The organism is Bacillus mojavensis, from assembly GCF_012648005.1.
In the GTDB taxonomy this organism is placed as follows: domain Bacteria; phylum Bacillota; class Bacilli; order Bacillales; family Bacillaceae; genus Bacillus; species Bacillus mojavensis.
Genome location: NZ_CP051464.1, coordinates 3848404 through 3871185, shown reverse-complemented (window position 1 = coordinate 3871185; position 22782 = coordinate 3848404). Strand labels below are relative to the sequence as shown.

Below are 22782 nucleotides of genomic sequence, written 5' to 3'. Positions count from 1 at the left end.
GGTTATGCTAAAAAATATCTTAACAAAAAAGGAAGTGTGCGAAGGATGACATTAGCCAATAAAATTGATCATACAGCTTTGAAACCGCATACACAAAAAGCGGATATTCTGAAATTAATAGAAGAAGCGAAAACATACAAATTCGCTTCTGTATGTGTAAACCCGACATGGGTGCAGCTGGCTGCAAAAGAGCTTGAGGGAACAGGAGTTGACGTATGTACAGTCATCGGCTTCCCGCTCGGCGCCAACACAACAGAAACAAAAGCGTTCGAAACGAAGGATGCGATTTCAAAAGGCGCTACTGAAGTGGACATGGTTATTAACATCGCCGCTTTGAAAGATAAAGAAGATGAAGCGGTGGAAGCGGATATTCGCGGTGTGGTGGAAGCTGCAGCCGGAAAAGCGCTTGTCAAAGTTATTATTGAAACATGCCTGCTGACAGATGAAGAAAAAGAGCGTGCATGCCGTTTAGCAGTTTCTGCGGGCGCGGATTTCGTGAAAACCTCAACAGGTTTTTCAACAGGCGGCGCAACGAAGGAAGATATCGCTTTAATGCGCAAAACAGTAGGTCCTGATATCGGCGTAAAAGCATCCGGGGGTATCAGAACGAAAGAAGATGTAGACACGATGATCGAAGCAGGTGCAAGCCGCATTGGCGCAAGTGCAGGCGTTTCCATTGTAAAAGGAGAGAACGGAGCCGGCGGAGACAATTATTAAGAAGCAGACGGAAGGCAAATTGCTTTCCGTGCCCTGCTTTTCTTTCCGGGGAAATAATAATGTAAGCGAATACAAATAAAGGAGAAACACATATGAAGTATTTGATCGGGATTATCGGTTTAATCGTGTTTTTAGGCCTTGCGTGGATCGCGAGCAGCGGCAAAAAAAGAATTAAGGTCCGCCCAATTATTGTCATGCTCATTTTGCAGTTTATTCTCGGTTACATTCTCCTTAATACGGGGATTGGGAATTTTCTCGTAGGCGGATTTGCACAAGGATTCAGCTACCTGCTTGGCTATGCGGCAGAAGGAATCAACTTTGTGTTTGGCGGTTTGGTGAATGCGGATCAATCGACATTCTTTATGAACGTTCTCTTGCCGATTGTATTTATTTCTGCACTCATCGGAATTCTGCAAAAATGGAAGATCCTCCCGTTTATTATTAAATACATCGGCCTTGCCCTCAGCAAGGTAAACGGAATGGGAAGACTTGAGTCGTATAATGCTGTCGCATCTGCAATTTTAGGGCAATCAGAAGTCTTTATCTCCTTAAAGAAAGAACTCGGTTTACTGTCACAGCAGCGTTTGTACACGCTTTGCGCTTCTGCGATGTCAACTGTATCCATGTCAATCGTCGGCGCTTACATGACGATGCTGAAGCCTGAATACGTCGTAACGGCTCTTGTATTGAACTTATTTGGCGGTTTTATCATTGCCTCTATCATTAATCCTTACGAGGTCGCAAAAGATGAGGATATGCTCCGTGTAGAAAATGAAGAAAAACAATCCTTCTTCGAAGTGCTCGGAGAATACATCTTAGATGGTTTCAAAGTAGCGGTTGTTGTCGCAGCAATGCTGATCGGATTTGTCGCGATTATTGCTTTGATCAATGGTATCTTTAACGCTGTACTCGGTATTTCCTTCCAAGACCTGCTTGGATATGTGTTTGCTCCATTCGCTTTTCTTGTTGGTATTCCATGGAATGAAGCGGTTAACGCCGGAAGTATTATGGCAACAAAAATGGTATCGAACGAGTTTGTCGCTATGACGTCTCTTTCGCAAAACGGTTTTCACTTCAGCGGCCGCACAACAGCGATTGTATCAGTATTCCTCGTTTCGTTCGCGAACTTCTCTTCCATCGGTATCATTGCCGGTGCTGTAAAGGGTCTGAATGAAAAGCAAGGAAACGTTGTTGCTCGTTTCGGTCTGAAATTATTATACGGTGCTACGCTTGTCAGCTTTTTAACAGCGGCAGTTGTAGGTCTGATTTACTGAACATAATCGAAAAGGATCGGTGACTAAAATGAGAATGGTAGATATTATCATCAAAAAACAAAACGGAAAAGAACTCACCACAGAAGAAATCCAGTTTTTCGTGAACGGCTATACGGACGGCAGCATTCCTGATTATCAGGCAAGCGCGCTTGCCATGGCGATTTATTTTCAGGATATGAGTGATCGTGAACGGGCGGACTTAACAATGGCTATGGTGAACTCCGGTGAAACGATTGATCTTTCTGCCATCGAGGGAATTAAAGTGGATAAACATTCAACCGGCGGCGTCGGCGACACGACAACACTCGTCCTCGCACCGCTTGTCGCGGCTCTTGATGTGCCGGTTGCCAAAATGTCCGGCCGCGGTCTCGGGCATACGGGCGGAACAATTGATAAATTAGAGGCGATCGACGGGTTTCACGTGGAACTGTCTAAGGACGAATTTATTAAGCTTGTGAACCGCGACAAGGTTGCCGTCATTGGCCAAAGCGGCAACTTAACGCCGGCGGATAAAAAACTGTACGCCCTGCGTGATGTAACGGGTACGGTGAATTCCATCCCGCTTATCGCTAGCTCCATTATGAGCAAAAAAATCGCTGCCGGAGCGGACGCGATCGTGCTTGACGTAAAAACGGGAGCGGGCGCCTTCATGAAAACAGAGGAAGATGCGGCTGAACTCGCGAAAGCAATGGTACGAATCGGCAACAAAGTCGGTCGCCAAACGATGGCTGTCATCTCCGACATGTCCCAGCCGCTCGGCTTTGCGATCGGAAATGCGCTTGAAGTGAAAGAAGCGATAGACACGCTCAAAGGCGAAGGCCCTGAAGACCTGCACGAGCTAGTCTTAACACTCGGCAGCCAAATGGTCGTGCTTGCGAAAAAAGCAGGTACATTAGACGAAGCAAGAGCGAAGCTTGAAGAGGTCATGAAAAACGGAAAAGCGCTAGAGAAATTCAAAGATTTCTTAAAAAACCAAGGCGGTGACAGCTCGATTGTTGACGATCCGTCTAAGCTTCCGCAAGCGGCTTATCACATTGATGTGCCAGCAAAAGAAGCGGGTGTGGTCTCCGAAATCGTAGCGGACGAAATCGGCGTTGCTGCCATGCTGTTAGGAGCCGGACGCGCCACAAAAGAAGACGAAATTGATTTAGCCGTCGGCATCATGCTCCGCAAAAAGGTCGGCGACAAGGTTGAAAAAGGCGAACCACTTGTGACGCTTTACGCCAACCGCGAAAACGTCGATGAAGTCATCGCGAAAGTTTATGACAACATCCGCATCGCAGCGGAAGCGAAGGCGCCGAAGCTGATTCATACATTAATTACGGAATAAAAATAAAGCACATCCCATCCTGAGTGGGGTGTGCTGTTTTGATTACAGGATATGATCAACCTGATAATCCTCTTGTTCGATTTTTTTTGCTTTCGTAAGATTTTTTCTGAAATAGTAGATGAGATAGCATAGGATGATACAAGGAATTCCGCAGAAGAGAGCGATTCTTTGATTGGGATCAAAAGCCAGACCGATACAAGAAGCTGAACATAATAAAAGAGCGGCTATAGGCATAAGAGGATAAAGCGGTGTGCGAAATGTCAGATCTTTTACATTCCCCCCTTTTTTAAGAAATCTCTTTCGGAACAAGAGTTGAGACAGCGCAATGCTCATCCAGACCACAACCCCCGCAAATCCAGCAATCGCTACCATCACCACATATACAGTTCCAGGTGCCACAATACTGGATACGAGAGATAAACAAGATACAGCCATACTGATGATTAAGGCATTGAGTGGAATGCCTTTAGATGTGACTTTTTTAAAACGAGAGCTGATCATGTTTTCATTTGCTAACGACCACAGCATACGGGTTGAGGCATACAGGCCTGAATTGGCCACGGACAGCAAGGCTGTTAATATAACAAAATTCATAATATCTCCGGCGTAAGGGATTCCGATTTCTGCAAACACTGCTACAAAGGGGCTTTCAATTACTCCTGCTTCTTTCCATGAAATCAGTCCGGATAATACGAAGATGGCACCAATGAAAAAAATGACTGTCCTCCATGCGACATTACGGATGGAGCGCGGAATATCCTTTTGAGGATTTGCGGATTCTCCTGCTGTGACGCCGATTAATTCTGTTCCGGAAAAGGCAAAACTCACAGATATCATGGCGATAAATACAGCGAGAAAGCCGTTCGGAAACAATCCTCCATGACCGGTGAAATTTGAAAACATAGGGGCATCAGCCGTCCCGTTTAAAGAGATCAAGCCAAACATGGCGGCGCCTCCTAAGATGATAAATAAAATGATGGTGACAATCTTCACGCTCGAAAACCAAAATTCGGTTTCCGCAAATAATTTGACTGAAAATGCGTTGCATACGAAAAGGAGAGCTGCAAAAATCGCGCTCCACATCCATACGCTGCTGTCAGGAAACCAGCGCTGCATGAGAATACCGGATGCGGTAAACTCAGAACCTACCGTCACCACCCAATTCACCCAGTACATGATGCCGACCATAAAACCGGTAGATGGCCCGATGAATGTTGTAGCGTATTTTTGAAAGGAACCGGTCACCGGCATGGCGACTGACAATTCACCCAGACATTGCATGACGAGGTACATCATCAATCCGCCGATTAAATAAGCGAGTATCGTACCGCCGGGCCCGGCTTGGCTTAGCGTATAGCCCGTACTGAGGAAAAGTCCTGTTCCTATGACGCCTCCCAATGAGATCATAAATAAGTGCCTGCTTTTCATTGTCCGTTTCAGCTGATGGCCGCTTTTCTCCTGAAGACCCACCGTCTCGTCCTCCTTTTAGCTGCCGTTTATCAGGCAGATGAGTTTCTTGTTACCAACATACAACCTGCCGGAAGATCACTTGAATCGGGAGCGTTTTATCCCTTTTAATGCGTGTAACAGAACGTGAGCTGCGGCTCTGCTTGTCATATCCCGAAAATCGAGGGTGGGATCAACTTCAACGATTTCGATCCCTGCGACATTGGGCTCTTGTGCGATGTACTTGATTGCTTCGAGTAATTCGTCTGTATAGAGGCCGCCCGGCCCAATCGCTGGACAGCCGGGTGCGTGAGACTGGTCTAAGACATCCATATCAACAGATATAAAAATAAAGTCTGTTTGAACAGCAGGCAGGATTTCTTTAATAGTCGGGATCAGGCCTTTCTCACGAATCATTCCCATCGTGTGGATGTCCACGTGATGATTTTTCGCGTATGTTTCATAAGCCAAGCTGTTGCTGAATTCTCTGATACCCAGTTGAATCAAATGCTGACCTTCTATGATCTCTTCATCCAAAAGGCGGCGGAAGGGGGTGCCGTTTGTCGGCCCCCCGTCCTCAGTGTTCCGCACATCATGATGGGCATCAAATTGAATAACGGCTGTCGTTCCTTTCGTTTGCGCAATCGCTTTTATGGTGGAGTAGCTGATGGAGTTATCTCCCCCGAGTATGAGCGGCACCCAATCTGGATAATCCGAAAGCAGAGCATACATGGTTTGGAAGATTTGATCATGTGATTTCACGATATCAGTCACATGAATATCGACATCCCCCAGATCATAAAGAAAATCTGATACGACATGTTCCCCAAGCTCAGCAGAATAAGCCGATGAATGTTTTAGAGCCTGGCGTATTGTTCCGGGGGCAAAAGAAGCGCCGGAATGACTGATGGACGATTTTGATAGGGGGACACCTATCAGTCCCGGCCCCTTAATGCTTTGGCCGTTCCATTTTTCTATCAGATCGCTCATTTTTGTGACATCTCGGTCTTTAAACGAAGAACCTGCCTCTCTGAGAAAAGGGTATTTATTCATAAATGCCTCCCTCCCTGTTGACTACAATTGTTCCGTTTTTCATGACTTGATGTACATGATTGACGCCGTAGTGATACGGAATATACATGTAATTCGAGGCTTGCCAAATGACAAGATCTGCAGAGCGTCCAGCTTTGAGCTGCCCTGCTTCATCACCTTTTCCTATGGCATATGCGGCATTGACTGTGACGGCATGCCATATTTCTTCTGCGGTCATTTTCAGGTGAAGCGCGGCAATCGACATGATCAGCTGAATATTTTCAGTTGGGGAGCTGCCCGGATTAAAGTCCGTTGCCAAGCTGACACGTACCCCCGCATCAATCATGTCTCTTGCTCTGGCATATGTGTGTTTGCCAAGGTAAAACGTCGTGCCCGGCAAGAGGACAGCAATGGTTCCTGATTCAGCCATTTGCTGTATGCCTTCATTTGAGGCGCCCACCAAGTGATCGGCTGAGACAGCTCTTAGCTCAGCCGCTAATTCAGCTCCTCCAAGAGGATCAATTTCATCAGCATGGATTTTTAATCCAAATCCCGCCTCAGCCGCTTTTTTTAAGTAACGTCGGGATTGGCTGACTGTAAAAACGCCTGTTTCTGTAAAAATATCTGCAAAGGCTGCGAGCTCTTCCGCTTTTATTTCCGGCAAGAGATCCAGCATGCGATCTAAAAACTCATCGGGGCGGTCCTTATCTTCAGGAGGAATGGCATGAGCGCCCATGAAAGTGGAGACAAGGTCAATGGGCTGGCTCTCATGCAGGTGTTTCGCGACACGCAATTGTTTCAGCTCTGTATCTTTATCTAAGCCGTAGCCGCTCTTCACCTCAGCCGTGGTCGTGCCATATGACAGCATTCTTTTCAGATGTAAATGGCCTTTTTGCAGCAGCTCTTCCTCCGAGGCAGCCCGGGTGTCTTTGACAGTGGACAAAATCCCGCCGCCCTGCGCCAGAATTTCTAAATAGGAAATGCCCTGAAGCTTTAGATTCATCTCCTTTTCCCGAGATCCGCCAAATACAAGATGGGTATGCGGATCGATGAGGCCCGGCGTTACAAGCCGTCCCGAACAGTCAATGATTTCGTCTGCCTCGTAATCGGCTTCAGCCCCTTTTTTTCCGGCGAACACAATCTTCTGTTCGTGGATTCCGACAACAGCATCTTCGATCACATGAAGATCCTGCATGCTTTTGCCCGCGCGGGGGCCGCTGCTTTCCATCGTCAAAAGCTGACCAACGTTGATGAGTATCGTATCAATTTGTTTCGGCATGTCATCACTCCCTTATTTTTGCATCGGCACGATAATGTCTTGTTTTTTCGCTACTTCAACAGCACGTTCATAACCCGCATCCGCATGACGGATAATGCCCATTCCCGGATCGCTCGTTAAGACTCGGGCAAGCCGTTCGTCAGCCAGCTTGCTTCCATCGGCAACCGCAACCATACCGGCATGCAGAGAATAGCCCATTCCAACGCCGCCGCCATGGTGGAAGGAAACCCAGCTCGCACCCGCCGCTGTGTTGACAAGCGCATTTAGCACAGCCCAATCGCCGACAGCGTCACTTCCGTCCTTCATCGCTTCTGTCTCCCGGTTTGGTGAGGCGACAGACCCGCAGTCCAAATGATCTCGTCCAATGACGACTGGTGCTTTTAGCTCCCCGTTTCGAACCAATTCGTTAATGGCAAGCCCCATCTTTTTTCGTTCTCCGTATCCAAGCCAGCAAATACGGGACGGCAAGCCTTGGAAAGCGACTTTTTCCTGAGCCATATCGATCCAGCGGTGAAGGGCTTTATTTGCCGGGAACAGTTCTTTTAATAACGCATCCGTACGGTAAATATCTGCCGGATCACCGGAAAGCGCCGCCCAGCGGAATGGCCCTTTTCCTTCACAGAATAAGGGGCGGATGTAAGCAGGGACAAACCCCGGAAAATCGAAGGCATTCTCCAGGCCTTCATCCTTTGCAACCTGCCGAATATTGTTGCCGTAGTCAAATACAACTGAGCCCTTTTGTTGAAAGGCCAGCATGGCTTCCACATGTTTTTTCATGCTTTGTTTCGCAAGGCGCACGTAAAGGTCTGGATTGTCTTGGCGCAAACGATCAGCTTCATCAAGTGAATAGCCCTCAGGAACATAACCGATTAATGGGTCATGGGCAGACGTCTGATCGGTGACGATATCAATGGTGACGCCGCGGTTCAGAAGAGTATGGTGAACCTCTGCCGCGTTTCCGAGAAGAGCGATGGAGAGAGGTTTTCCTGCTAGCTTTGCCTCTTCAGCCCACGCTAAGGCTTCCTCAATCGACGCTGTTTTCCGGTCACAGTATTTTGTTTCAATTCGTTTGTCAATTCGTTTCTCATCAACCTCGACGGCAATCACAACTCCGTCATTCATCGTGACAGATAGCGGCTGGGCGCCTCCCATTCCGCCGAGACCGGCTGTCAGCGTCAATGTCCCTTTTAAGCTTCCTCCGAAATGCTGTCTCGCGAGCTCAGCGAAGGTTTCATAGGTTCCTTGCAAAATGCCTTGTGAGCCAATGTAAATCCAGCTGCCTGCTGTCATTTGCCCGTACATCATTAACCCTTTTTTCTCAAGCTCGTGGAAATGCTCCCAGTTCGCCCACTTCGGAACAAGCACAGAGTTTGCTAAAAGCACGCGCGGCGCCTGCGGGTGTGTACGGAACATGCCAACGGGCTTTCCGGATTGCACGAGCAATGTCTCATCATGTTTTAGTGTTTTTAAGGATTGCTCAATGGCGTGAAAAGCGTCCCAATCCCGTGCGGCTTTGCCAATTCCGCCATATACAATCAGGTCCTCCGGCTTCTCGGCGACTTCCGGATCAAGGTTGTTTCGAAGCATCCGAAGCACCGCCTCTTGCTCCCACCCTAAGCATTCAAGTTCTGTTCCTCTATTGGCACGGATTGATTTTTTTACATCAGTCATATGTTCATCCCCCTTAGTTCTTCTTTCTGATAATTAGGTAATAAAGATTCCTTCTTCAGCCAGTCAGTCAAGCGTTCAATGTCATAGGAAAAAACACGGTCCTGCTGAATGGACGGCACGACTTTTCTCATTTCTTGAAAAAGCTGTTTGGTGTAGGAGGCTGCATGTTCTATGCCTCTGTATTCAACAGCCTGCAATGCGCAAATTGCTTCAATCGCAATCACTCTTCTTGTATTTGCGATCACCTGATAAGCATGCCGCGCGGCGATGGTTCCCATGCTGACATGGTCTTCTTGGTTGGCGGATGACGGAATAGAGTCCACACTTGCGGGATGGGCCAGGGTTTTATTTTCAGAAACAAGTGAGGCCGCGGCATACTGCATGATCATTGCACCGGATTGCAGACCGGGATGAGGGCTTAGGAATGGCGGCAGGTCATTCAGCTGCGGGTTTACAAGGCGCTCTATCCTGCGTTCTGCGATATTCGCAAGCTCTGATACTGCGATTTTTAGAAAATCCATGGCAAAGGCGATCGGCTGTCCGTGAAAGTTTCCGCCAGAAATGACTTTGTCCCCGTCATTGAAAATAAGAGGGTTGTCCGTAGCTGCATTCATCTCAATCTCTAATTTTTCTTTCACATAGCCTAACGTCTGCCAGGTCGCACCGTGCACTTGCGGAATACAGCGCAATGAATACGCATCCTGAACCCGCAGTTCTCCCTGAGAGGTCGTCAAGCTGCTGTCAGATAGATAAAAACGGATTCGCTCTGCGACATCGATCTGCTCCTGATAGCCGCGGGCGGAGTGAATATCCTCGTCAAACGCATCGATAATTCCGCGGAGCCCTTCAATCGTTAAGCTGGCAATGCGCTCTGTTTGATAGGCTAGTTTTTCCGCTTCAATGTATGCGACCACACCCATAGCAGTCATGGCCTGAGTCCCGTTAATCAAGGCAAGCCCTTCCTTGGATGTCAGTGATACCGGCTGAATGCCGGCTTTTTTCAAGCCTTTCATTGCCGGCATCCTTTCTCCCTCAAAAAAGACTTCTCCTTGCCCGATCAGCGCAAGCGCCAGGTGGGAGAGCGGCGCCAGATCCCCGCTTGCGCCAAGTGATCCCTGCTGGGGGATGACAGGATGGACGCGTTTATTTAAAAAGGCAAGCAATTGTTCGATCAGCTCCGCGCGTACACCGGAAAAGCCTTTTAACAGCGCATTGGCGCGCAAAAGCAGCATGGCCCGAGAAACACACTCAGGAAAAGGATCGCCGACACCGCAGGCATGTGAAAGGATTAAATTCAGCTGCAGCGCCGCCGAGTCTTCTTTCTGAATCAGGACATCACTGAATTTGCCAAACCCGGTGGTGATGCCGTAAATTGTCTTTTCCTCGTGTACAATCCGTTCCACTGCCGCTCTGCTTTTCTTCACGCGTTCCATACTTTCCTCGGAAGCCGCTGCCTCTTCAAAATCAAACAGCACACGAGCAACGTCCACTGTTGTCAATGAAGAACCGTCTAAAGTCACCATAAGCCCAACTCCTTTTTCTTTACTTTGGTAAAGCACCCATACAAAAAGGGGCTATGCTGTGAAAATTTGATTTCACGCATAGCCCCCTATCGTCTAAGATCTATGGGCTGTTTCATATGTGATTAATTCCAACGCCGAATGTTTCATGCTCAAGTCCCTTAATCGGCGCTCCTATTGTTCCGTAAAGCGAGACAGCGATCCAATCGCCTTCCGCTTCACTTTCATAAGGATTTCCCCTCAAAACGGCAAACCTCAATCCCACCGTCCGAAGCAGCGATCCTAGCAGCATTTCACCTCTGGTCACGCCATGCAAAGCCTCCATCGTCGCATGATAAAGCGCATGTGACTCGCGATAGCCCTCAGATTGAATGACACCGCTCTTTTTGGAAGCGGTTTCAATTGCGGCTACTACTTTATGCGCGTCCATTGATCCTACCTTGCCAAGACAGACCTTCCATCCATCTCGCTCCAGCTCCTCGACCTGTGTACGTTCTTCAGCTTCATGAAGCAACAGAAGAACAGACAGCCGGCCGATCCGGCGCTCTTTATGCAGTGTCATATGAATCACTCAATTCCTAAAAATTCTGATAACTATTAACTGAGTATTATATTAAGTGTTTCAGCAATAGAAGTCAAAAGGTTTTTTACAGTCTTTAACAAGTTAGATTGGTATTGTGATATCGTGATGCAGAAATCTCAGCACATTGCACACCATAGCCAGATAGGTGTGTGGATGGCGGCGCACTCTTGGACACAGGAGCCTATGCGCTCTCGTTCGCAAGGTATTTTCTCACGAGCCAGCCGAATGAGATCCTCAGCCCTGCCAAGCCGACTGTAGACGAGCAGTCGGGCGTCATCTTAAAAAACACTGACAACGAAATGGCTGTCATATCGCTGACAATGAGAGCGAAAATGCCAAAAAGAGGCGTAGTTGCCGGAGAAAATGGCTTTATCACAGTCGACGACTTTACAAGGCCGGAAAAAGCACTCATTACATACGCCAATGGAAAAACAGAGGAGATTGAAGAAGGAGAAACCGCAAAAGGGTTGAACTATGAAGTAGAGGATATGCAAGCAGCAGTCCTGCACCAAACAGGCAGCCAGACCATCAGTCTCTCCCTGGAATGTCATGAGCATCTTGGACAATGTCAGAGAACAGTGGGGCATTACCTACCCGTTTGAATATGAAAACATTCGGCCTTCATAGCGGGCCAGTGTTTCTTCATAAAAAATGTAAGCGTTTAAAAAATTTGAAAAAAAGTGAGGCGAATTGTTTAGATGTTCAACCGATTGTTCCGTTTATGTTTTCTTGCAGCCCTTATCATGGCCTTCACCCTGCCAAACTCCGTCTATGCGCAAAAGGCAGAAAAACCCGTCTTTAAAGAAGTCAGTGTCCATGATCCTTCCATCATTGAGTCAAACGGCACCTTTTATGTTTTTGGATCTCATCTCGCTTCAGCAAAAACGAATGACCTCATGCAATGGCAGCAGCTGACCACCAGCGTCAGCAACAACAACCCTCTTATTCCCAATGTCTATGAAGAATTAAAAGATACCTTCGAATGGGCGCAATCCGATACCCTGTGGGCGGCTGATGTCGCGCAGCTGGCGGACGGCAAATACTATATGTACTACAACGCTTGCCGCGGTGACTCACCAAGATCCGCCATGGGAGTGGCCGTCGCTGACAACATCGAAGGCCCGTACAAAAACAAGGGCATCTTTTTGAAATCAGGCATGGAAGGCACAAGCAGTGACGGAACACCTTATGACGCAACCAAACACCCGAACGTCGTAGACCCACATACCTTCTTTGATAAAGACGGCAAGCTGTGGATGGTGTACGGATCATACTCAGGCGGCATTTTCATTCTTGAAATGAATCCGAAAACGGGCTTCCCGCTTCCTGGACAGGGCTACGGCAAAAAACTGCTCGGCGGCAACCACAGCAGAATCGAAGGCCCATATGTGCTCTACAATCCAGACACCAAGTATTACTACTTATACCTATCATATGGCGGTCTTGACGCAACAGGCGGTTATAACATCCGTGTCGCCCGCTCCAAGAATCCGGATGGCCCGTATTATGATGCAGAGGGCAACTCAATGATTGACGTCCGCGGCAAAGAAGGCACATTCTTCGACGACCGCTCCATCGAACCATACGGCGTCAAACTCATGGGCAGCTATTCATTTGAAACAGAAAATGAAAAAGGAACCGGCTATGTCTCACCGGGCCACAACTCCGCATACTATGACGAAAAAACCGGACGCTCCTATTTAATCTTCCACACACGCTTCCCGGGCAGGGGTGAAGAACATGAAGTCAGAGTCCATCAAATGTTCATGAATAAAGACGGCTGGCCGGTAGTGGCGCCATATCGTTACGCAGGAGAAATACTGGAAAAAGCAAAACAAAAAGACATCACAGGAACCTACAAGCTCATTCAGCACGGTAAAGACATCTCAGCAGACATCAAAAAAACCATCAACATTCAGCTCAACAAAGACCACACCATTTCCGGGGAAATGACCGGAACGTGGAAGAAAACCGGAAAGAATACAGCTGAACTTACGTTAGCAGGCAAGATGTATCATGGCGTATTTTTACGCCAGTGGGATTCGGTGAGAGAGAAGAACGTGATGACGTTTAGTATATTGAATGGCAGCGGTGAGGCTGTATGGGGATCTAAATAAGATGGAGAAGGCGCCTTCGAGGGAAGGCGCTTTTTCCTTTTACATAAGATGACGTTTCCAGATTATAAATGTGTTATCACCTATATTGACGATAAGAAATGGGGAAGGACAGAAAGCGAGAGAGAAAAGATTAGGAGAAATAAGACCTATTCTTATAGTCCTGTTATGTTGAATGTCACTACTTTTTATAGAGAGTTGATAGGTTTATAGCGATTTAGTCCCTCTGCATTTCTGTTTAACACAAACCTTTTTACCTATTTATCCAATATGATCCATCATGTAATATGAAAATAGTCTGTATTGTCAAAGATTAACACAGTTTGATAGAAACATGAGGTGTTGCGGCATGCATAGTGAAATGTTGTTACATTCGGTCAAAGCCGACTTACATGAAAAACAGGAACAGATCCATCAGTTAAAACGAGTGCTGCACGAAATCAGGCAAATCAAACACGAATTTTCCGAGGCCCAGCATCTCATTCATCGGCCTCATCTTAACGGGAATGCATGGAGAGGAACACATGCTGAGCGGTTTGAAGATATTCGTGAAGGAATGAACAAAGCATATCGTCAAATCAAAAGCGAACAAGTCAACGGAATCATCGAAAGTATAGATGAAAAAATTCACTCTCTAGAGGGTGACGTCTATTCCATGAGACGCCAAATCACGAGAATAGAGCATGAAATAGAGAAGGAAAAACATAAAAAGTGAGGTGAGCGCAAATGGCACAGGAAATCAAAATGGTCTATGGAACCGTCAAACAGGGACTTTCTCAGCTTAAGAACTCAGCTGAACTCAAGTCCTCCTTGCCCGGCCATATCTCAGGACGAAACCATTTGAATGTTGTAAAGTCCATCGAGCAATTAAATGAGGACATCAAGGAGCTCACTGAAGCATATGCGTCTGTTTTGGCCAAGCATATCGCACAAACGGAAAGCGCGGTAAACGCCATGAAGGAATCGGACGAAAACATATCATCTTCCATGAAATAAAGCGCGGGAGGACAAGGGATTGAAAACATTAGATGTCCACGCTCTTCACGAGGGCATTCAGCATACCATTGAGAAACTGGACAAGCAAAAACAGCAGCTGGAGAAGCTGGAAAAAAGCGTTGAGCACCTGGCAGGCATGAAGGATGCGTTAAAAGGAAAAGGCGGAGATGCCATCCGGACCTTTTACGAAGAATGCCACAAGCCTTTTCTCCTTTTCTTTGGCATGTTTATCGATGAATACAAAAAAGTGCTGAAACAAACGCAGCATGGGATTTCCTCTGTAGAATCTGACTCCCATGGCATGATTGCAGAGGCTTTTCTCTCACACGATGCAAGACATGGGATCAAGCATGCACGAGAAGTGACAGAGCAGCTCACAGACGCAGTCAATCGGCAGACATCAGCCATTGATCACATCGTCAGCCTGCCGACGGTCAATGACTCCTTTTTCCGGATGGAAACAGAACAGGCTGAGCGACTGATTTCGGACACCCTGAATAAACTCTTTCAATTTGACGGCCAGCAAACCAACGCATTAGAAACGGCAAAATCTGATTTTCAAACGATGAAAAAATATATCGATCAGCTCGAAACGATGTACACCGGGCCAAGAATTGAAATTACGGGTTACAAAAGCGGCTCCATCTTGAAATCACAGGAAGAAGAAAACATCAACCAAACATTTGGCGCCATCAATCCGCAAATGAAACAGCCGGATGATTCACCGATGGAGATGATGATTGAGAAGCTAAAAGATAAAATTAGCAACAAAGCTAGTCATATAAAAAAAGACAAAGGCAACAAAAACAACATTCAAACAACAATTTTTACTGCTAAAAGAGACATAGGTGATTATAACGAAACGATAAACAGTCCTAAAATCAAAGGTATAGCTGGGAACAGGGATGAAAATATACTTGATTTATATAAAAAATTTATGGACTATCGTGTTAAGATTAAAGAAGAAAGAAACGGAATCCTTGGTTTCTATGGAACAGGAAATGTTTCAGGATTTTTTGAAATTAGTGATGAAAAATTAGTTAATACAAAAATGGATATGAACCTTTTTGATACGAATAAGGCTATAAAGGATAAAAATAAAATAGAAAAAGTTAAAAAAATTAAGAAATCGGAAACTTATTTTACTGCTTTGGGTGGAAGTGCAGAATTTTCGATACCGAGATTTTCTAATGTTTTTAATACTTTATTATCTGGTGATATGATTGGCGGTTCTGCTGAACTTAATGGTATTAATGCAGTGATTAACCATGAAAAATCTCCACTTGCTCTTGAATTTAAATTACTTCATGCTGGGATAGAGGCGAATGTTTCGAATACTGGAGGAGGTCTAGGAGGATCGGCTAGTGTATCTGAAGTAGGAGTAACTGTTTCCCCTCTAAATTGGTTTGGTTATGAGCCTTTAGAAGAATGGTTTGGAATAGAAAATAAAAATCCGTACATCGGTGTAGGATTTTCTATAGGAAGTTTAGGATTAGGCGCTTCGGCTAATGAGGGATTTGAAGTTTATATAGCGGATGGAGTTGGAATTTCATTTAAGGCAGGTATAGAGGATGAGGATAAGGAAGATGAATGAAGACTTTTTATTAAGAAAAATAAACGAAGCATTATTGATAATGCAGATTGTTTTCCCTATAGCTGGTATATTTCTTACCATAATGACAATTTGGTTAGCAAATACAAATCAAGTTAACGATATAGAGTTATATGTTATTGCTGGTTTTTCATATGGTGTATTTTTCTTTTTGCTTCCATTAGGAATTTATATTTTTAGAAAAAAAATACTGCTTAAAAAGTTAAAAAAATAATCCTTAGGAGTATATAGATATGAGTCGGATTAGAAATTGGTTTCCAATAGGAACTATAGTAAAGTTAAAAAATATGAAAAAACTTGTAATGGTTTTCGGTAGACATCAGATACAGTCATCAAGTGGAAAAAAATTTGATTATGTTGCAGTCCCATATCCAGAAGGGAACATTAGTGAAAACTTCAATGTGTTCTTTGATGAAGAAATGATAGAAAAGGTAATTTATGAGGGATATACTGATAATGAAGACCAATTGTTAAGAGGTAAGTTAAATGAAATTATAGAGGAGGAAAAATAGATGGAGGAATTCTGGAAGAAATTCAGAAAAAAAGTTATGATTTTTTTCTCCCTATTTTTACTTTTTACATGGACTCTAGCTATTTTATTAATAGAGGGTTTTTCTGTTAAAGAGAAATTAATAATGTATGCAATTGGATTAATTATGATAATTTTTTGTTTAGTGTTAGGTTATATAGTAACAAATAAAATGCTCAATAGAAAATAAATTTTCCCCCTCCAAAGAAGTGTCTTTGGAGTTTTTTTATAAATTCGTATCTAAATTCTAAAAATGTAATAGAACATCGAGAATACTGAAACATATCCACTGTTCTGGAAAAGCGCTATTGCACAAATGGAAAGTGCAGTAAAAATGCTAAAACAAACGCAGCATGGCATTTTCTCTGTAGAATCTGACTCCCACGGCATGATTGCGGAGGCTTTTCTCTCACACGATGCCAGACATGGGATCAAGCATGCACGAGAAGTGACAGAGCAGCTCACAGATGCAGTCAATCGTCAACCTGCCGACAGTCAAGGATTCCTTTTTTCGGATGGAAACAGAGCAGGCTGAGCGGCTGATTACAGACACCCTGCATAAACTCTTTCAATTTGACGGCCAGAAAACCCAAGCACTAGAAACCGCAAAATCAGATTTTCAAACGATGAAAAAGTACATGGACCAGCTGCAAACGATGTACACAGGGCCGAAAATTGAAATTACGGGCTATAAAAGCGGCTCGATCTTGAAATCTCAGGAAGAAGAAAACATCAACCAAACCTTCGGCAGCATTAACTCGCAAATGAAGCAGCCTGATGATTCACCGATGGAGATGATGTTGAAAAAGCTAGAGAAGCATAAGCAGTCCAACGTTGATACAGTGATTAAGGATGACAAGCAACAGAAGATCGAGCGTGAGATTTATGGTGATGACAGTAACTTAACGGTATTACAGAAAGAAGCAACTAAGATATCCCCAAAAGTAGCTGGAGATATTCGGGTAATAAATGGTAAACCTAGTATAGAAATTGTTGAAAAGATTCCAGAAGGAAGAAGAGCTGGCGAAGTTAAAAATATTGATGAAGAAGTACCTGGTTTAGGAAAAGTAACGGATACAATAGGTGAGTTTTTTGTTGTTAATGATGGAATTCGGGCAACAACTGGCGAAGATCCTAAAACCAATAAAAAAGTTTCGGTTGATGAACGAATATTGAGTACTCTTTTTATTATACCTATTGCTAAAATTGGAAAGTATGCTTTTGTGTGGAGTAAGGGAGAGAAAGCAGTAAAAAGGGTTCCGAATGTTGGAAAAGATATTAAAGGTAAGGGGGAAAATCCTTCTAATTTTGCAGATAGGGAAAAGCTAGAATCTCATTTTTATAAACATGGAAATGAATTTGGTGAATTATACAAAAATGCTGATGAATATCTTGAAGGTGCAAAAGAAGTGATCAAAAGCGGTATAAAAGTTAAATATAATTATAAGGGTGAAATTCGAACAGGTTATGTTAAGTTTATGGGTAATAGCAGAAATGGTAAAGCGAAATTTGAATTTGTAGGTACTAATAATAAAGGGGAAATTACAACCTATCATACTGAGAGTGGAAAAAAGATTTGGAAGACAATTAACGGAAAAAATATTCCAGTAATTAATCCAGCAGATTAGACGGGAGGTTCTTAAGATGATATATAGGGCGCTTGTTAAAAAACTTGATCCACATATCGAAGAGGAAGTGATTCTCGAAATTGAAGGGATAGAATTTACAGGCTTTTCTTCTGTCTGTCCTTATGAAATTGAAGTGGGTAAAAAATATCCTGTGTTAGTTGGTTTTACGATTTTGGATGAGTTAGTTATTCGTGAAAGTATAGAAAAAACAAAAGAATTAGAACGAATTGGTTTAGGGTATCAATATTATATTAGGGGAGTTTTACATGAGGATTCAATTGATGCAGGAATCGTTCTTACTGATGAAGATGAGTATTTTTCTGAATATCCTTATTTGATTGGGGAACATGTTGAGATAAAGGTTGACAGGATAAGCGTAGAATTTTTAAGAGATTCTGTTTAAATATAAAAAGTGAAGAAGATAGATGAGAAATTTTTATTGAGAAAAATAAATGAATCATTATTAATCATTCAGATTGTTTTCCTCCTAGCAGGAATAGTTCTAACTATCATGAAAATCTGGTTAGCAAATGCCAATCAAGTTAACGATATAGAGTTATATTTGATTTCTGGTTTTTCATTTGGCATATTTTTCTTTGTACTCCCTTTAGGTATTTATATATTCAGGAAAAGAATACTGAAAAAAAATTAAATGATATTGCGGATATAAATAGAGTTGCTAAAGGGTGAACGTAAAGTATAAGAGTATGATTGAAGAAAGCCATTCAAGAAAGTTGTTTTGGGAAAGAAACTATAATTAGAAGGTAATTTGAAATCATGTTAAAAACATTGGAATGTAGAGATAAAAAGCCTATGAAAATAGAATTTGATGTCTATACACCAATTAATATAGAATTTGGAAATTGGGATATATCAGAAGATAAAACGGTATACTGGAGAACCGGAGATTTTAAAAAATCATTAATCGAAATAGGATTTGCACAAAAAACAGGAGAAATTCGTTCTATTACATTAACTCTGTGTGAAAATGTTTATAAATCTAAAGAATGGAATATTGAAAACATTGAACCAATAAAAGGGGTTCCTGTTCTTAGCGTAGACCGACAACAGAATGAAACGTATATCGATGAAAAAGGAATATTAAACGTATATATAACAGATAAGACAGTTTATATTCAATTTTCAGCTCATGAGATAGAATCTCTTATAGAAAATAATCACGTATTATTTTGTTTGGATTGTGATGACAATATTTGTGGTGTCATTATAAACGATGTAGGAGATAATGAAATCAACATATTAGAACAGGCATTAAAATAATAATAAAGAAAAACCTTGAAGGGGGAACCTTTCAAGGTTTTTGCAATTATCATCTTTTTCTAGCAACAACAAATAAAAAGTAAAGGGGCTGTTTAAAATGTTCACTACTTACAATGAATATGACTTATTAGAACTGTTTGAAAGTGAGCCAATAAGCGTGTCGAGTGATCCCCTTGCAGAAGTATTCATGTATTCTATCCAAGAAATGAAAGGCTTTAAACTGATTCTGACAATGGATGTATATGCTTTGGAGTGCAATCTAAGTCTCGCCTTCAATGAGTTGCTTGTTTTTGAATCTAATTTTATAAATGTTACTCAATTAAAGAGGTGTAATTCTGAACAATTTATATATATTCATAACGAACCAAAGGTAAAGGTTATATTTAAAAAGCAGCTTGGAATTATTTTTATTCAATGATATATAGGAAATGCAAGAATGCTTCATGTGGGGAGAGAAGCCGTCGTTACGACTTCTTGTCTGATGGGAATTGTCTATGTGCCTGAACATTTTATTGATGAATTCAGGAATTAGGTTAAAAAAGAAGGCATGAAAATCCTTGAGAAGGCAAAAGTAGAAGCAGCCAAGAACGACGTTCAAGCCGAAATCATTTACACGCAGGGAGAGCCACACGAAATTTTAAATACCGCAAAAGAGAAAGGCGTCAGCCTGATCGTAGTCGGCAGCCGGGGGCATCAGCGGCCTGAAAGAAATGATGCTTGGTAGTGTCAGCCACAAAGTGTCTCAATTATCGCCTTGTCCTGTATTAATTGTTCGATAGATAAAAATGTACATGTTACCCAAAAGAGGCGCTCCCTTAATCAGTAAGGGGACGCCTCTATCTTGTTTGGCTTCAAATATTAATACGCATATGTTTAAATGACCACTATACTTTTATATCTTTATTTCTCTGTTGATTTATTGGCCGGCGCAAACCAGCCGAATAAAGCAATGGCCAATAATACGCCATAGAAGATTAGTGTCCAGGTGGTGCTGTGTGGAAAGTGATGATCTAGGATTCCAATGTCTTCATGGGCAAGGGTAATGACCACCAGTTTGACGCCGACCCAGGCCACAATGGCATATGCGGTTGTTTCCAGTGCAGGGCGTTGATTAAGAAGCTTTACAAACCAAGTTGCTGCAAACTTAATTAGGATAAGGCCTGCAATCCCACCTAGGACAACAATAATAAATTGTCCTCCATCCATGCCGCCGAAATCATCAAGTGGTGAATCAGGAAGCCCGAGAGCTAAAGCAACCGCAGCCAGAATCGAATCAATGGCAAAAGCGAGGTCCGCTAAAGCAATTTTTCCGACTGTGGGCCAGAAACCTTTCCCGGCAGCCTCCTCTTTGTCCTCCTCATGAATATTCTTACTTTTTTTCCCGAAACGGGCCTTAATCACATGCTTTAAGCCCAGGTAAAGAAGATACGCTGCTCCTATCGCCTGAATCTGCCAGACGTTTGCGATAAACGAAATGGCAAAAAGCGCCGCAAATCGGAAGGCAAATGCCATTATGATTCCATAATTTATCGCTTTCTTTTTCTGATCATTGGGTAAATGCTTGGCGATGACTGCCAGTACAAGAGCATTGTCAGCCGATAGCAGTCCTTCTAATCCGATTAAAATGAACAATGTCCAGACATATTCCAGCCAGATAGACTCCATCCACATCTTTCCTTTCTAAATTGTAAAGTATGCCGTAAAAGTTTTAATATCAACAGTATTACCCTTCTCATTTATAGTTAACTCTAAAGAGTAGTTCGGTATTTAATGGATTTTTCTTTCTTACTAGAAAAATAACCTGGAACAAGAAAGGAGTCCGGGGCTTTTTTGAAACAGATACAGATGTAAAATAGTCATATGATCATTTCATCGTGCACCTGTAGCTTGAACCATAATGATCTCTCTCCTTAAAAAACAGGTGAGTTTTTTGGTAAATGTCTGTATGATAAACATATGGAAAATAGAGGATGGATGGCGATCCTACATGATATTACAAACTATAATATGCAAGCTTATGTAAAATTATCAAAATGAGTAAAAGCAGAAAATGGCAAAAAAAGAATGACTAATTACTGGGGCAAATAGAGAAACGGCAATCAGCTTTTCGGCGGTCACATAATCTTTAGCGGACAGCTTTCGGGTCGATGGAGTAGATATTCAAACAAATGAAATGTCAGAATTTATAGTAAACAGGAAGAGGCAGACTTGTCTGAAGTCCAGCAGGCAGGATCTTTGATGCCAAAGCTTGAAGAAAAGCCAATTACATCCGGATATTTTATTCAACGCAGCAGGAATAAGGGAAATCACCCCTGTTCTAGAATGATCAGCCGCATCATTCAAATAGTCATATACATGATAGCAAGGCTGTAATCTGAGGGGGGAAAACAAGGTGTATGATTAACATCGCTCTGTGTCCACTTAATGGCATAGCCTGCGCGGGCTATTTATAATGTCCTCCAAGCATGCGGTCATCAGACTGACAAAGCAGCTCGCTATGTTCAAAGGGAATCAGGAATAGCATTTCAACGGGTGTGATCCAAACAGAATTAACGGAAGAATCGTTTCAAGGACGATGAAATGGTTCAGTTATTATAGATAATCATGCCCCTCATACGCGAGGGCAGTCAAGTAAAATATCGTTTCTCTATGAAGTTAATGCTTCTAATGCGGCACACTTTATTACAGCTCAAACTTAGCCATAGACGGCTGGACGGCCGGCAAGAAACTATAATAAAGGGTGCAGATGGGGTGCATTTCCATATACATAACTGGAGGTAGAATACGTTTGATGCAGCAAATTCTTTTATTATTACCAAAACAAAAATCAACAGCCGTGCTGAAAATGGTCATCTCCATGGTGATTTTCGGTTCCATCGGCTTTTTCTCGGAGCATACCAATCTGCCATCATTTGAATTGGTATTTGTCCGCTGTCTGTGCGCGACGTTATTTTTAAGCGTCTGCTGGCTGGCGTCCGGTCAGCATAAAACTGAAAAATGGAGCAAGCGGGAAGTCCTGCAAACATTAGCATGCGGTTTCTTTCTGGTATTCAATTGGGTCTTCTTATTTAAGTCTTTTGAAGAAACCTCCATTACGATCGCTATTTCCGTTTATCACCTTGCACCGGTGCTTGTTCTTCTCCTGGGGAGCATCATCTATAGAGAAAAATTGAATGTCATCTCCGTCAGTTCCATTATGATCTGTTTTCTTGGAACGGCGCTGATTTCCGGCATTAACGGCAATACTTCATTCAGCCAGCTGATGGGATCGGGGATCATTTGGGCAGTTCTCGCCGCGCTGTTTTACGCATTCACAACGTTATTAGGAAAGGGCATTCACAATCTGAGCCCCTATACGACAACCTTTTTGCAGACCGGATTAGGTGTCATCATCCTCCTTCCGTTCATTCATTTCGGCGCTTTTGCTGACCTGTCTCAGGGAAATTGGATCATGGTCGTCTCCACCGGTATTATTCATACAGGTATTGTGTATTTGCTGTTTTTTGACAGCTTGCGATTTTTATCAACGAAATTTATTTCGATCATTGTCTTCCTCGACCCCGCTGTCGCGATCGTGCTCGATACCGTGTTTACAGGATTCCGCCCGGATCTTTATCAAACGCTCGGCATTGTGATGATATTTGGGGGTATGGCTTTGACGCTTGTCAGGAGGCAGGGGAAGGCGGATGTGGTGGCTGAAGAAAAGGATTTAGAACAATTTCAATCATGATAGAAAAAAGTGTAAAGGCCTTAAATGGGCCTTTTTTTGG

Annotated in this window: 22 protein-coding genes and 4 pseudogenes; 19 read left to right on the top strand and 7 right to left on the bottom strand. The window is 43.4% G+C overall.

Features of this window, described 5'->3' with window-relative positions:
• Nucleotides 1-45 precede the first annotated feature (45 nt).
• The 3 genes from deoC (at nt 46) to HC660_RS20060 (ending at nt 3321) form a co-directional block, all read left to right on the top strand.
• Entirely contained in the window at nt 46-717 is a 672-nt protein-coding gene (gene deoC / locus HC660_RS20070; protein ID WP_105954544.1) for a deoxyribose-phosphate aldolase, read from the top strand.
• A gap of 92 nt (nt 718-809) precedes the next feature.
• Nucleotides 810-1991: a nucleoside permease NupC gene (nupC, locus tag HC660_RS20065; protein ID WP_010332495.1), complete on the top strand. Its 1182-nt coding sequence runs from the start codon at nt 810-812 to the stop codon at nt 1989-1991.
• A gap of 28 nt (nt 1992-2019) precedes the next feature.
• A complete protein-coding gene (locus HC660_RS20060) occupies nt 2020-3321 on the top strand; it encodes a pyrimidine-nucleoside phosphorylase (protein ID WP_010332494.1) in 1302 nt (433 codons plus the stop codon).
• 42 nt (nt 3322-3363) lie between these two features.
• Here the strand turns inward: HC660_RS20060 and HC660_RS20055 are convergent, their stop codons facing one another.
• The 6 genes from HC660_RS20055 to hutP all read right to left on the bottom strand — a co-directional run bounded on the left by HC660_RS20055 (nt 3364) and on the right by hutP (nt 10831).
• Nucleotides 3364-4791, bottom strand: a complete 1428-nt coding sequence (locus tag HC660_RS20055; protein ID WP_168749183.1) for an amino acid permease — start codon at nt 4789-4791, stop codon at nt 3364-3366.
• 75 nt (nt 4792-4866) lie between these two features.
• Nucleotides 4867-5820 (bottom strand): formimidoylglutamase, encoded by a 954-nt coding sequence (gene hutG / locus HC660_RS20050; RefSeq protein ID WP_168749181.1) that lies wholly within the window; start codon nt 5818-5820, stop codon nt 4867-4869.
• Entirely contained in the window at nt 5813-7078 is a 1266-nt protein-coding gene (gene hutI / locus HC660_RS20045; RefSeq protein ID WP_168749179.1) for an imidazolonepropionase, read from the bottom strand. Before hutI ends, hutG begins: the two co-directional genes overlap by 8 nt.
• Nucleotides 7079-7090: 12 nt before the next feature.
• Nucleotides 7091-8749, bottom strand: a complete 1659-nt coding sequence (gene hutU, locus HC660_RS20040) for a urocanate hydratase (RefSeq protein ID WP_168749178.1) — start codon at nt 8747-8749, stop codon at nt 7091-7093.
• Nucleotides 8746-10272: a histidine ammonia-lyase gene (hutH, locus tag HC660_RS20035; protein WP_168749177.1), complete on the bottom strand. Its 1527-nt coding sequence runs from the start codon at nt 10270-10272 to the stop codon at nt 8746-8748. The genes hutU and hutH overlap by 4 nt, the downstream gene beginning before the upstream one ends.
• A gap of 112 nt (nt 10273-10384) precedes the next feature.
• Entirely contained in the window at nt 10385-10831 is a 447-nt protein-coding gene (hutP, locus tag HC660_RS20030) for a histidine utilization transcription antiterminator HutP (RefSeq protein ID WP_010332488.1), read from the bottom strand.
• Nucleotides 10832-11019: 188 nt separating this feature from the next.
• Here hutP and HC660_RS20025 point away from each other — a divergent pair, with 188 nt between their 5' ends.
• The 14 genes and pseudogenes from HC660_RS20025 to HC660_RS19965 form a co-directional block, all read left to right on the top strand.
• Nucleotides 11020-11454 carry a hypothetical protein gene (locus tag HC660_RS20025; protein WP_244956475.1) on the top strand — a complete coding sequence of 145 codons (435 nt, stop codon included), beginning with the start codon at nt 11020-11022 and terminating at the stop codon, nt 11452-11454.
• Nucleotides 11455-11550: 96 nt separating this feature from the next.
• The gene (abnB, locus tag HC660_RS20020) at nt 11551-12969 is read left to right on the top strand and encodes an arabinan endo-1,5-alpha-L-arabinosidase AbnB (protein WP_168749175.1); all 1419 of its coding nucleotides are present in this window, start codon (nt 11551-11553) and stop codon (nt 12967-12969) included.
• A gap of 346 nt (nt 12970-13315) precedes the next feature.
• Entirely contained in the window at nt 13316-13681 is a 366-nt protein-coding gene (locus HC660_RS20015) for a YwqH-like family protein (protein ID WP_106019816.1), read from the top strand.
• 11 nt (nt 13682-13692) lie between these two features.
• Complete coding sequence (locus HC660_RS20010) at nt 13693-13962, top strand: YwqI/YxiC family protein (RefSeq protein ID WP_168749173.1); 270 nt, start codon at nt 13693-13695, stop codon at nt 13960-13962.
• A 19-nt stretch (nt 13963-13981) separates the two neighbouring features.
• Nucleotides 13982-14714 (top strand): annotated as a pseudogene (locus HC660_RS20005) (ribonuclease YeeF family protein); the annotation flags it as partial.
• Between the two features lie 834 nt (nt 14715-15548).
• Nucleotides 15549-15788 carry a hypothetical protein gene (locus HC660_RS20000; RefSeq protein ID WP_240312876.1) on the top strand — a complete coding sequence of 80 codons (240 nt, stop codon included), beginning with the start codon at nt 15549-15551 and terminating at the stop codon, nt 15786-15788.
• A gap of 19 nt (nt 15789-15807) precedes the next feature.
• Nucleotides 15808-16086, top strand: a complete 279-nt coding sequence (locus tag HC660_RS19995; protein WP_101859720.1) for a DUF4176 domain-containing protein — start codon at nt 15808-15810, stop codon at nt 16084-16086.
• A complete protein-coding gene (locus HC660_RS19990; protein ID WP_024123402.1) occupies nt 16087-16293 on the top strand; it encodes a hypothetical protein in 207 nt (68 codons plus the stop codon).
• A gap of 141 nt (nt 16294-16434) precedes the next feature.
• Nucleotides 16435-16987, top strand: a pseudogene (locus HC660_RS21415) (T7SS effector LXG polymorphic toxin); the annotation flags it as partial.
• A complete protein-coding gene (locus tag HC660_RS19985; RefSeq protein WP_425321671.1) occupies nt 16973-17731 on the top strand; it encodes a pre-toxin TG domain-containing protein in 759 nt (252 codons plus the stop codon). The pseudogene HC660_RS21415 and the gene HC660_RS19985, both read left to right, overlap by 15 nt.
• Before the next feature lie 16 nt (nt 17732-17747).
• Nucleotides 17748-18134, top strand: a complete 387-nt coding sequence (locus tag HC660_RS19980) for a UCP019853 family protein (RefSeq protein WP_168749171.1) — start codon at nt 17748-17750, stop codon at nt 18132-18134.
• Nucleotides 18135-18508: 374 nt separating this feature from the next.
• On the top strand, nt 18509-19012 hold the full coding sequence (locus HC660_RS19975; RefSeq protein ID WP_168749169.1) for a hypothetical protein: 504 nt from the start codon (nt 18509-18511) through the stop codon (nt 19010-19012).
• A 97-nt stretch (nt 19013-19109) separates the two neighbouring features.
• Nucleotides 19110-19430: a hypothetical protein gene (locus tag HC660_RS19970; RefSeq protein WP_168749167.1), complete on the top strand. Its 321-nt coding sequence runs from the start codon at nt 19110-19112 to the stop codon at nt 19428-19430.
• An 18-nt stretch (nt 19431-19448) separates the two neighbouring features.
• Nucleotides 19449-19791 (top strand): annotated as a pseudogene (locus HC660_RS19965) (universal stress protein); the annotation flags it as partial.
• A gap of 121 nt (nt 19792-19912) precedes the next feature.
• On the opposite strand, the gene HC660_RS19960 reads toward HC660_RS19965, so the two are convergent.
• The gene (locus HC660_RS19960; protein ID WP_168749165.1) at nt 19913-20677 is read right to left on the bottom strand and encodes a TerC family protein; all 765 of its coding nucleotides are present in this window, start codon (nt 20675-20677) and stop codon (nt 19913-19915) included.
• 790 nt (nt 20678-21467) lie between these two features.
• Here HC660_RS19960 and HC660_RS21410 point away from each other — a divergent pair.
• Together HC660_RS21410 and HC660_RS19955 are read left to right on the top strand one after the other, a co-directional pair.
• Nucleotides 21468-21746 (top strand): annotated as a pseudogene (locus HC660_RS21410) (SDR family oxidoreductase); the annotation flags it as partial.
• 57 nt (nt 21747-21803) lie between these two features.
• Nucleotides 21804-22742 (top strand): DMT family transporter, encoded by a 939-nt coding sequence (locus HC660_RS19955; RefSeq protein ID WP_168749528.1) that lies wholly within the window; start codon nt 21804-21806, stop codon nt 22740-22742.
• The last annotated feature ends 40 nt before the right edge of the window (nt 22743-22782 follow it).

Excerpts from the sequence above, each read along its gene's own strand:
- abnB (WP_168749175.1), top strand. The coding sequence starts at position 11,551 with ATGTTCAACCGATTGTTCCGTTTATGTTTTCTTGCAGCCCTTATCATG.
- HC660_RS20060 (WP_010332494.1), top strand. The coding sequence starts at position 2,020 with ATGAGAATGGTAGATATTATCATCAAAAAACAAAACGGAAAAGAACTC.
- hutG (WP_168749181.1), bottom strand. The coding sequence starts at position 5,820 with ATGAATAAATACCCTTTTCTCAGAGAGGCAGGTTCTTCGTTTAAAGAC.
- HC660_RS19970 (WP_168749167.1), top strand. The coding sequence starts at position 19,110 with ATGTTCACTACTTACAATGAATATGACTTATTAGAACTGTTTGAAAGT.
- HC660_RS20000 (WP_240312876.1), top strand. The coding sequence starts at position 15,549 with ATGAATGAAGACTTTTTATTAAGAAAAATAAACGAAGCATTATTGATA.
- nupC (WP_010332495.1), top strand. The coding sequence starts at position 810 with ATGAAGTATTTGATCGGGATTATCGGTTTAATCGTGTTTTTAGGCCTT.
- HC660_RS19995 (WP_101859720.1), top strand. The coding sequence starts at position 15,808 with ATGAGTCGGATTAGAAATTGGTTTCCAATAGGAACTATAGTAAAGTTA.
- HC660_RS20015 (WP_106019816.1), top strand. The coding sequence starts at position 13,316 with ATGCATAGTGAAATGTTGTTACATTCGGTCAAAGCCGACTTACATGAA.
- HC660_RS19990 (WP_024123402.1), top strand. The coding sequence starts at position 16,087 with ATGGAGGAATTCTGGAAGAAATTCAGAAAAAAAGTTATGATTTTTTTC.
- hutH (WP_168749177.1), bottom strand. The coding sequence starts at position 10,272 with ATGGTGACTTTAGACGGTTCTTCATTGACAACAGTGGACGTTGCTCGT.
- hutI (WP_168749179.1), bottom strand. The coding sequence starts at position 7,078 with ATGCCGAAACAAATTGATACGATACTCATCAACGTTGGTCAGCTTTTG.
- HC660_RS19975 (WP_168749169.1), top strand. The coding sequence starts at position 18,509 with ATGTTAAAAACATTGGAATGTAGAGATAAAAAGCCTATGAAAATAGAA.
- hutU (WP_168749178.1), bottom strand. The coding sequence starts at position 8,749 with ATGACTGATGTAAAAAAATCAATCCGTGCCAATAGAGGAACAGAACTT.
- HC660_RS19980 (WP_168749171.1), top strand. The coding sequence starts at position 17,748 with ATGATATATAGGGCGCTTGTTAAAAAACTTGATCCACATATCGAAGAG.
- HC660_RS20010 (WP_168749173.1), top strand. The coding sequence starts at position 13,693 with ATGGCACAGGAAATCAAAATGGTCTATGGAACCGTCAAACAGGGACTT.
- HC660_RS19960 (WP_168749165.1), bottom strand. The coding sequence starts at position 20,677 with ATGGAGTCTATCTGGCTGGAATATGTCTGGACATTGTTCATTTTAATC.
- deoC (WP_105954544.1), top strand. The coding sequence starts at position 46 with ATGACATTAGCCAATAAAATTGATCATACAGCTTTGAAACCGCATACA.
- HC660_RS19955 (WP_168749528.1), top strand. The coding sequence starts at position 21,804 with ATGCAGCAAATTCTTTTATTATTACCAAAACAAAAATCAACAGCCGTG.
- hutP (WP_010332488.1), bottom strand. The coding sequence starts at position 10,831 with ATGACACTGCATAAAGAGCGCCGGATCGGCCGGCTGTCTGTTCTTCTG.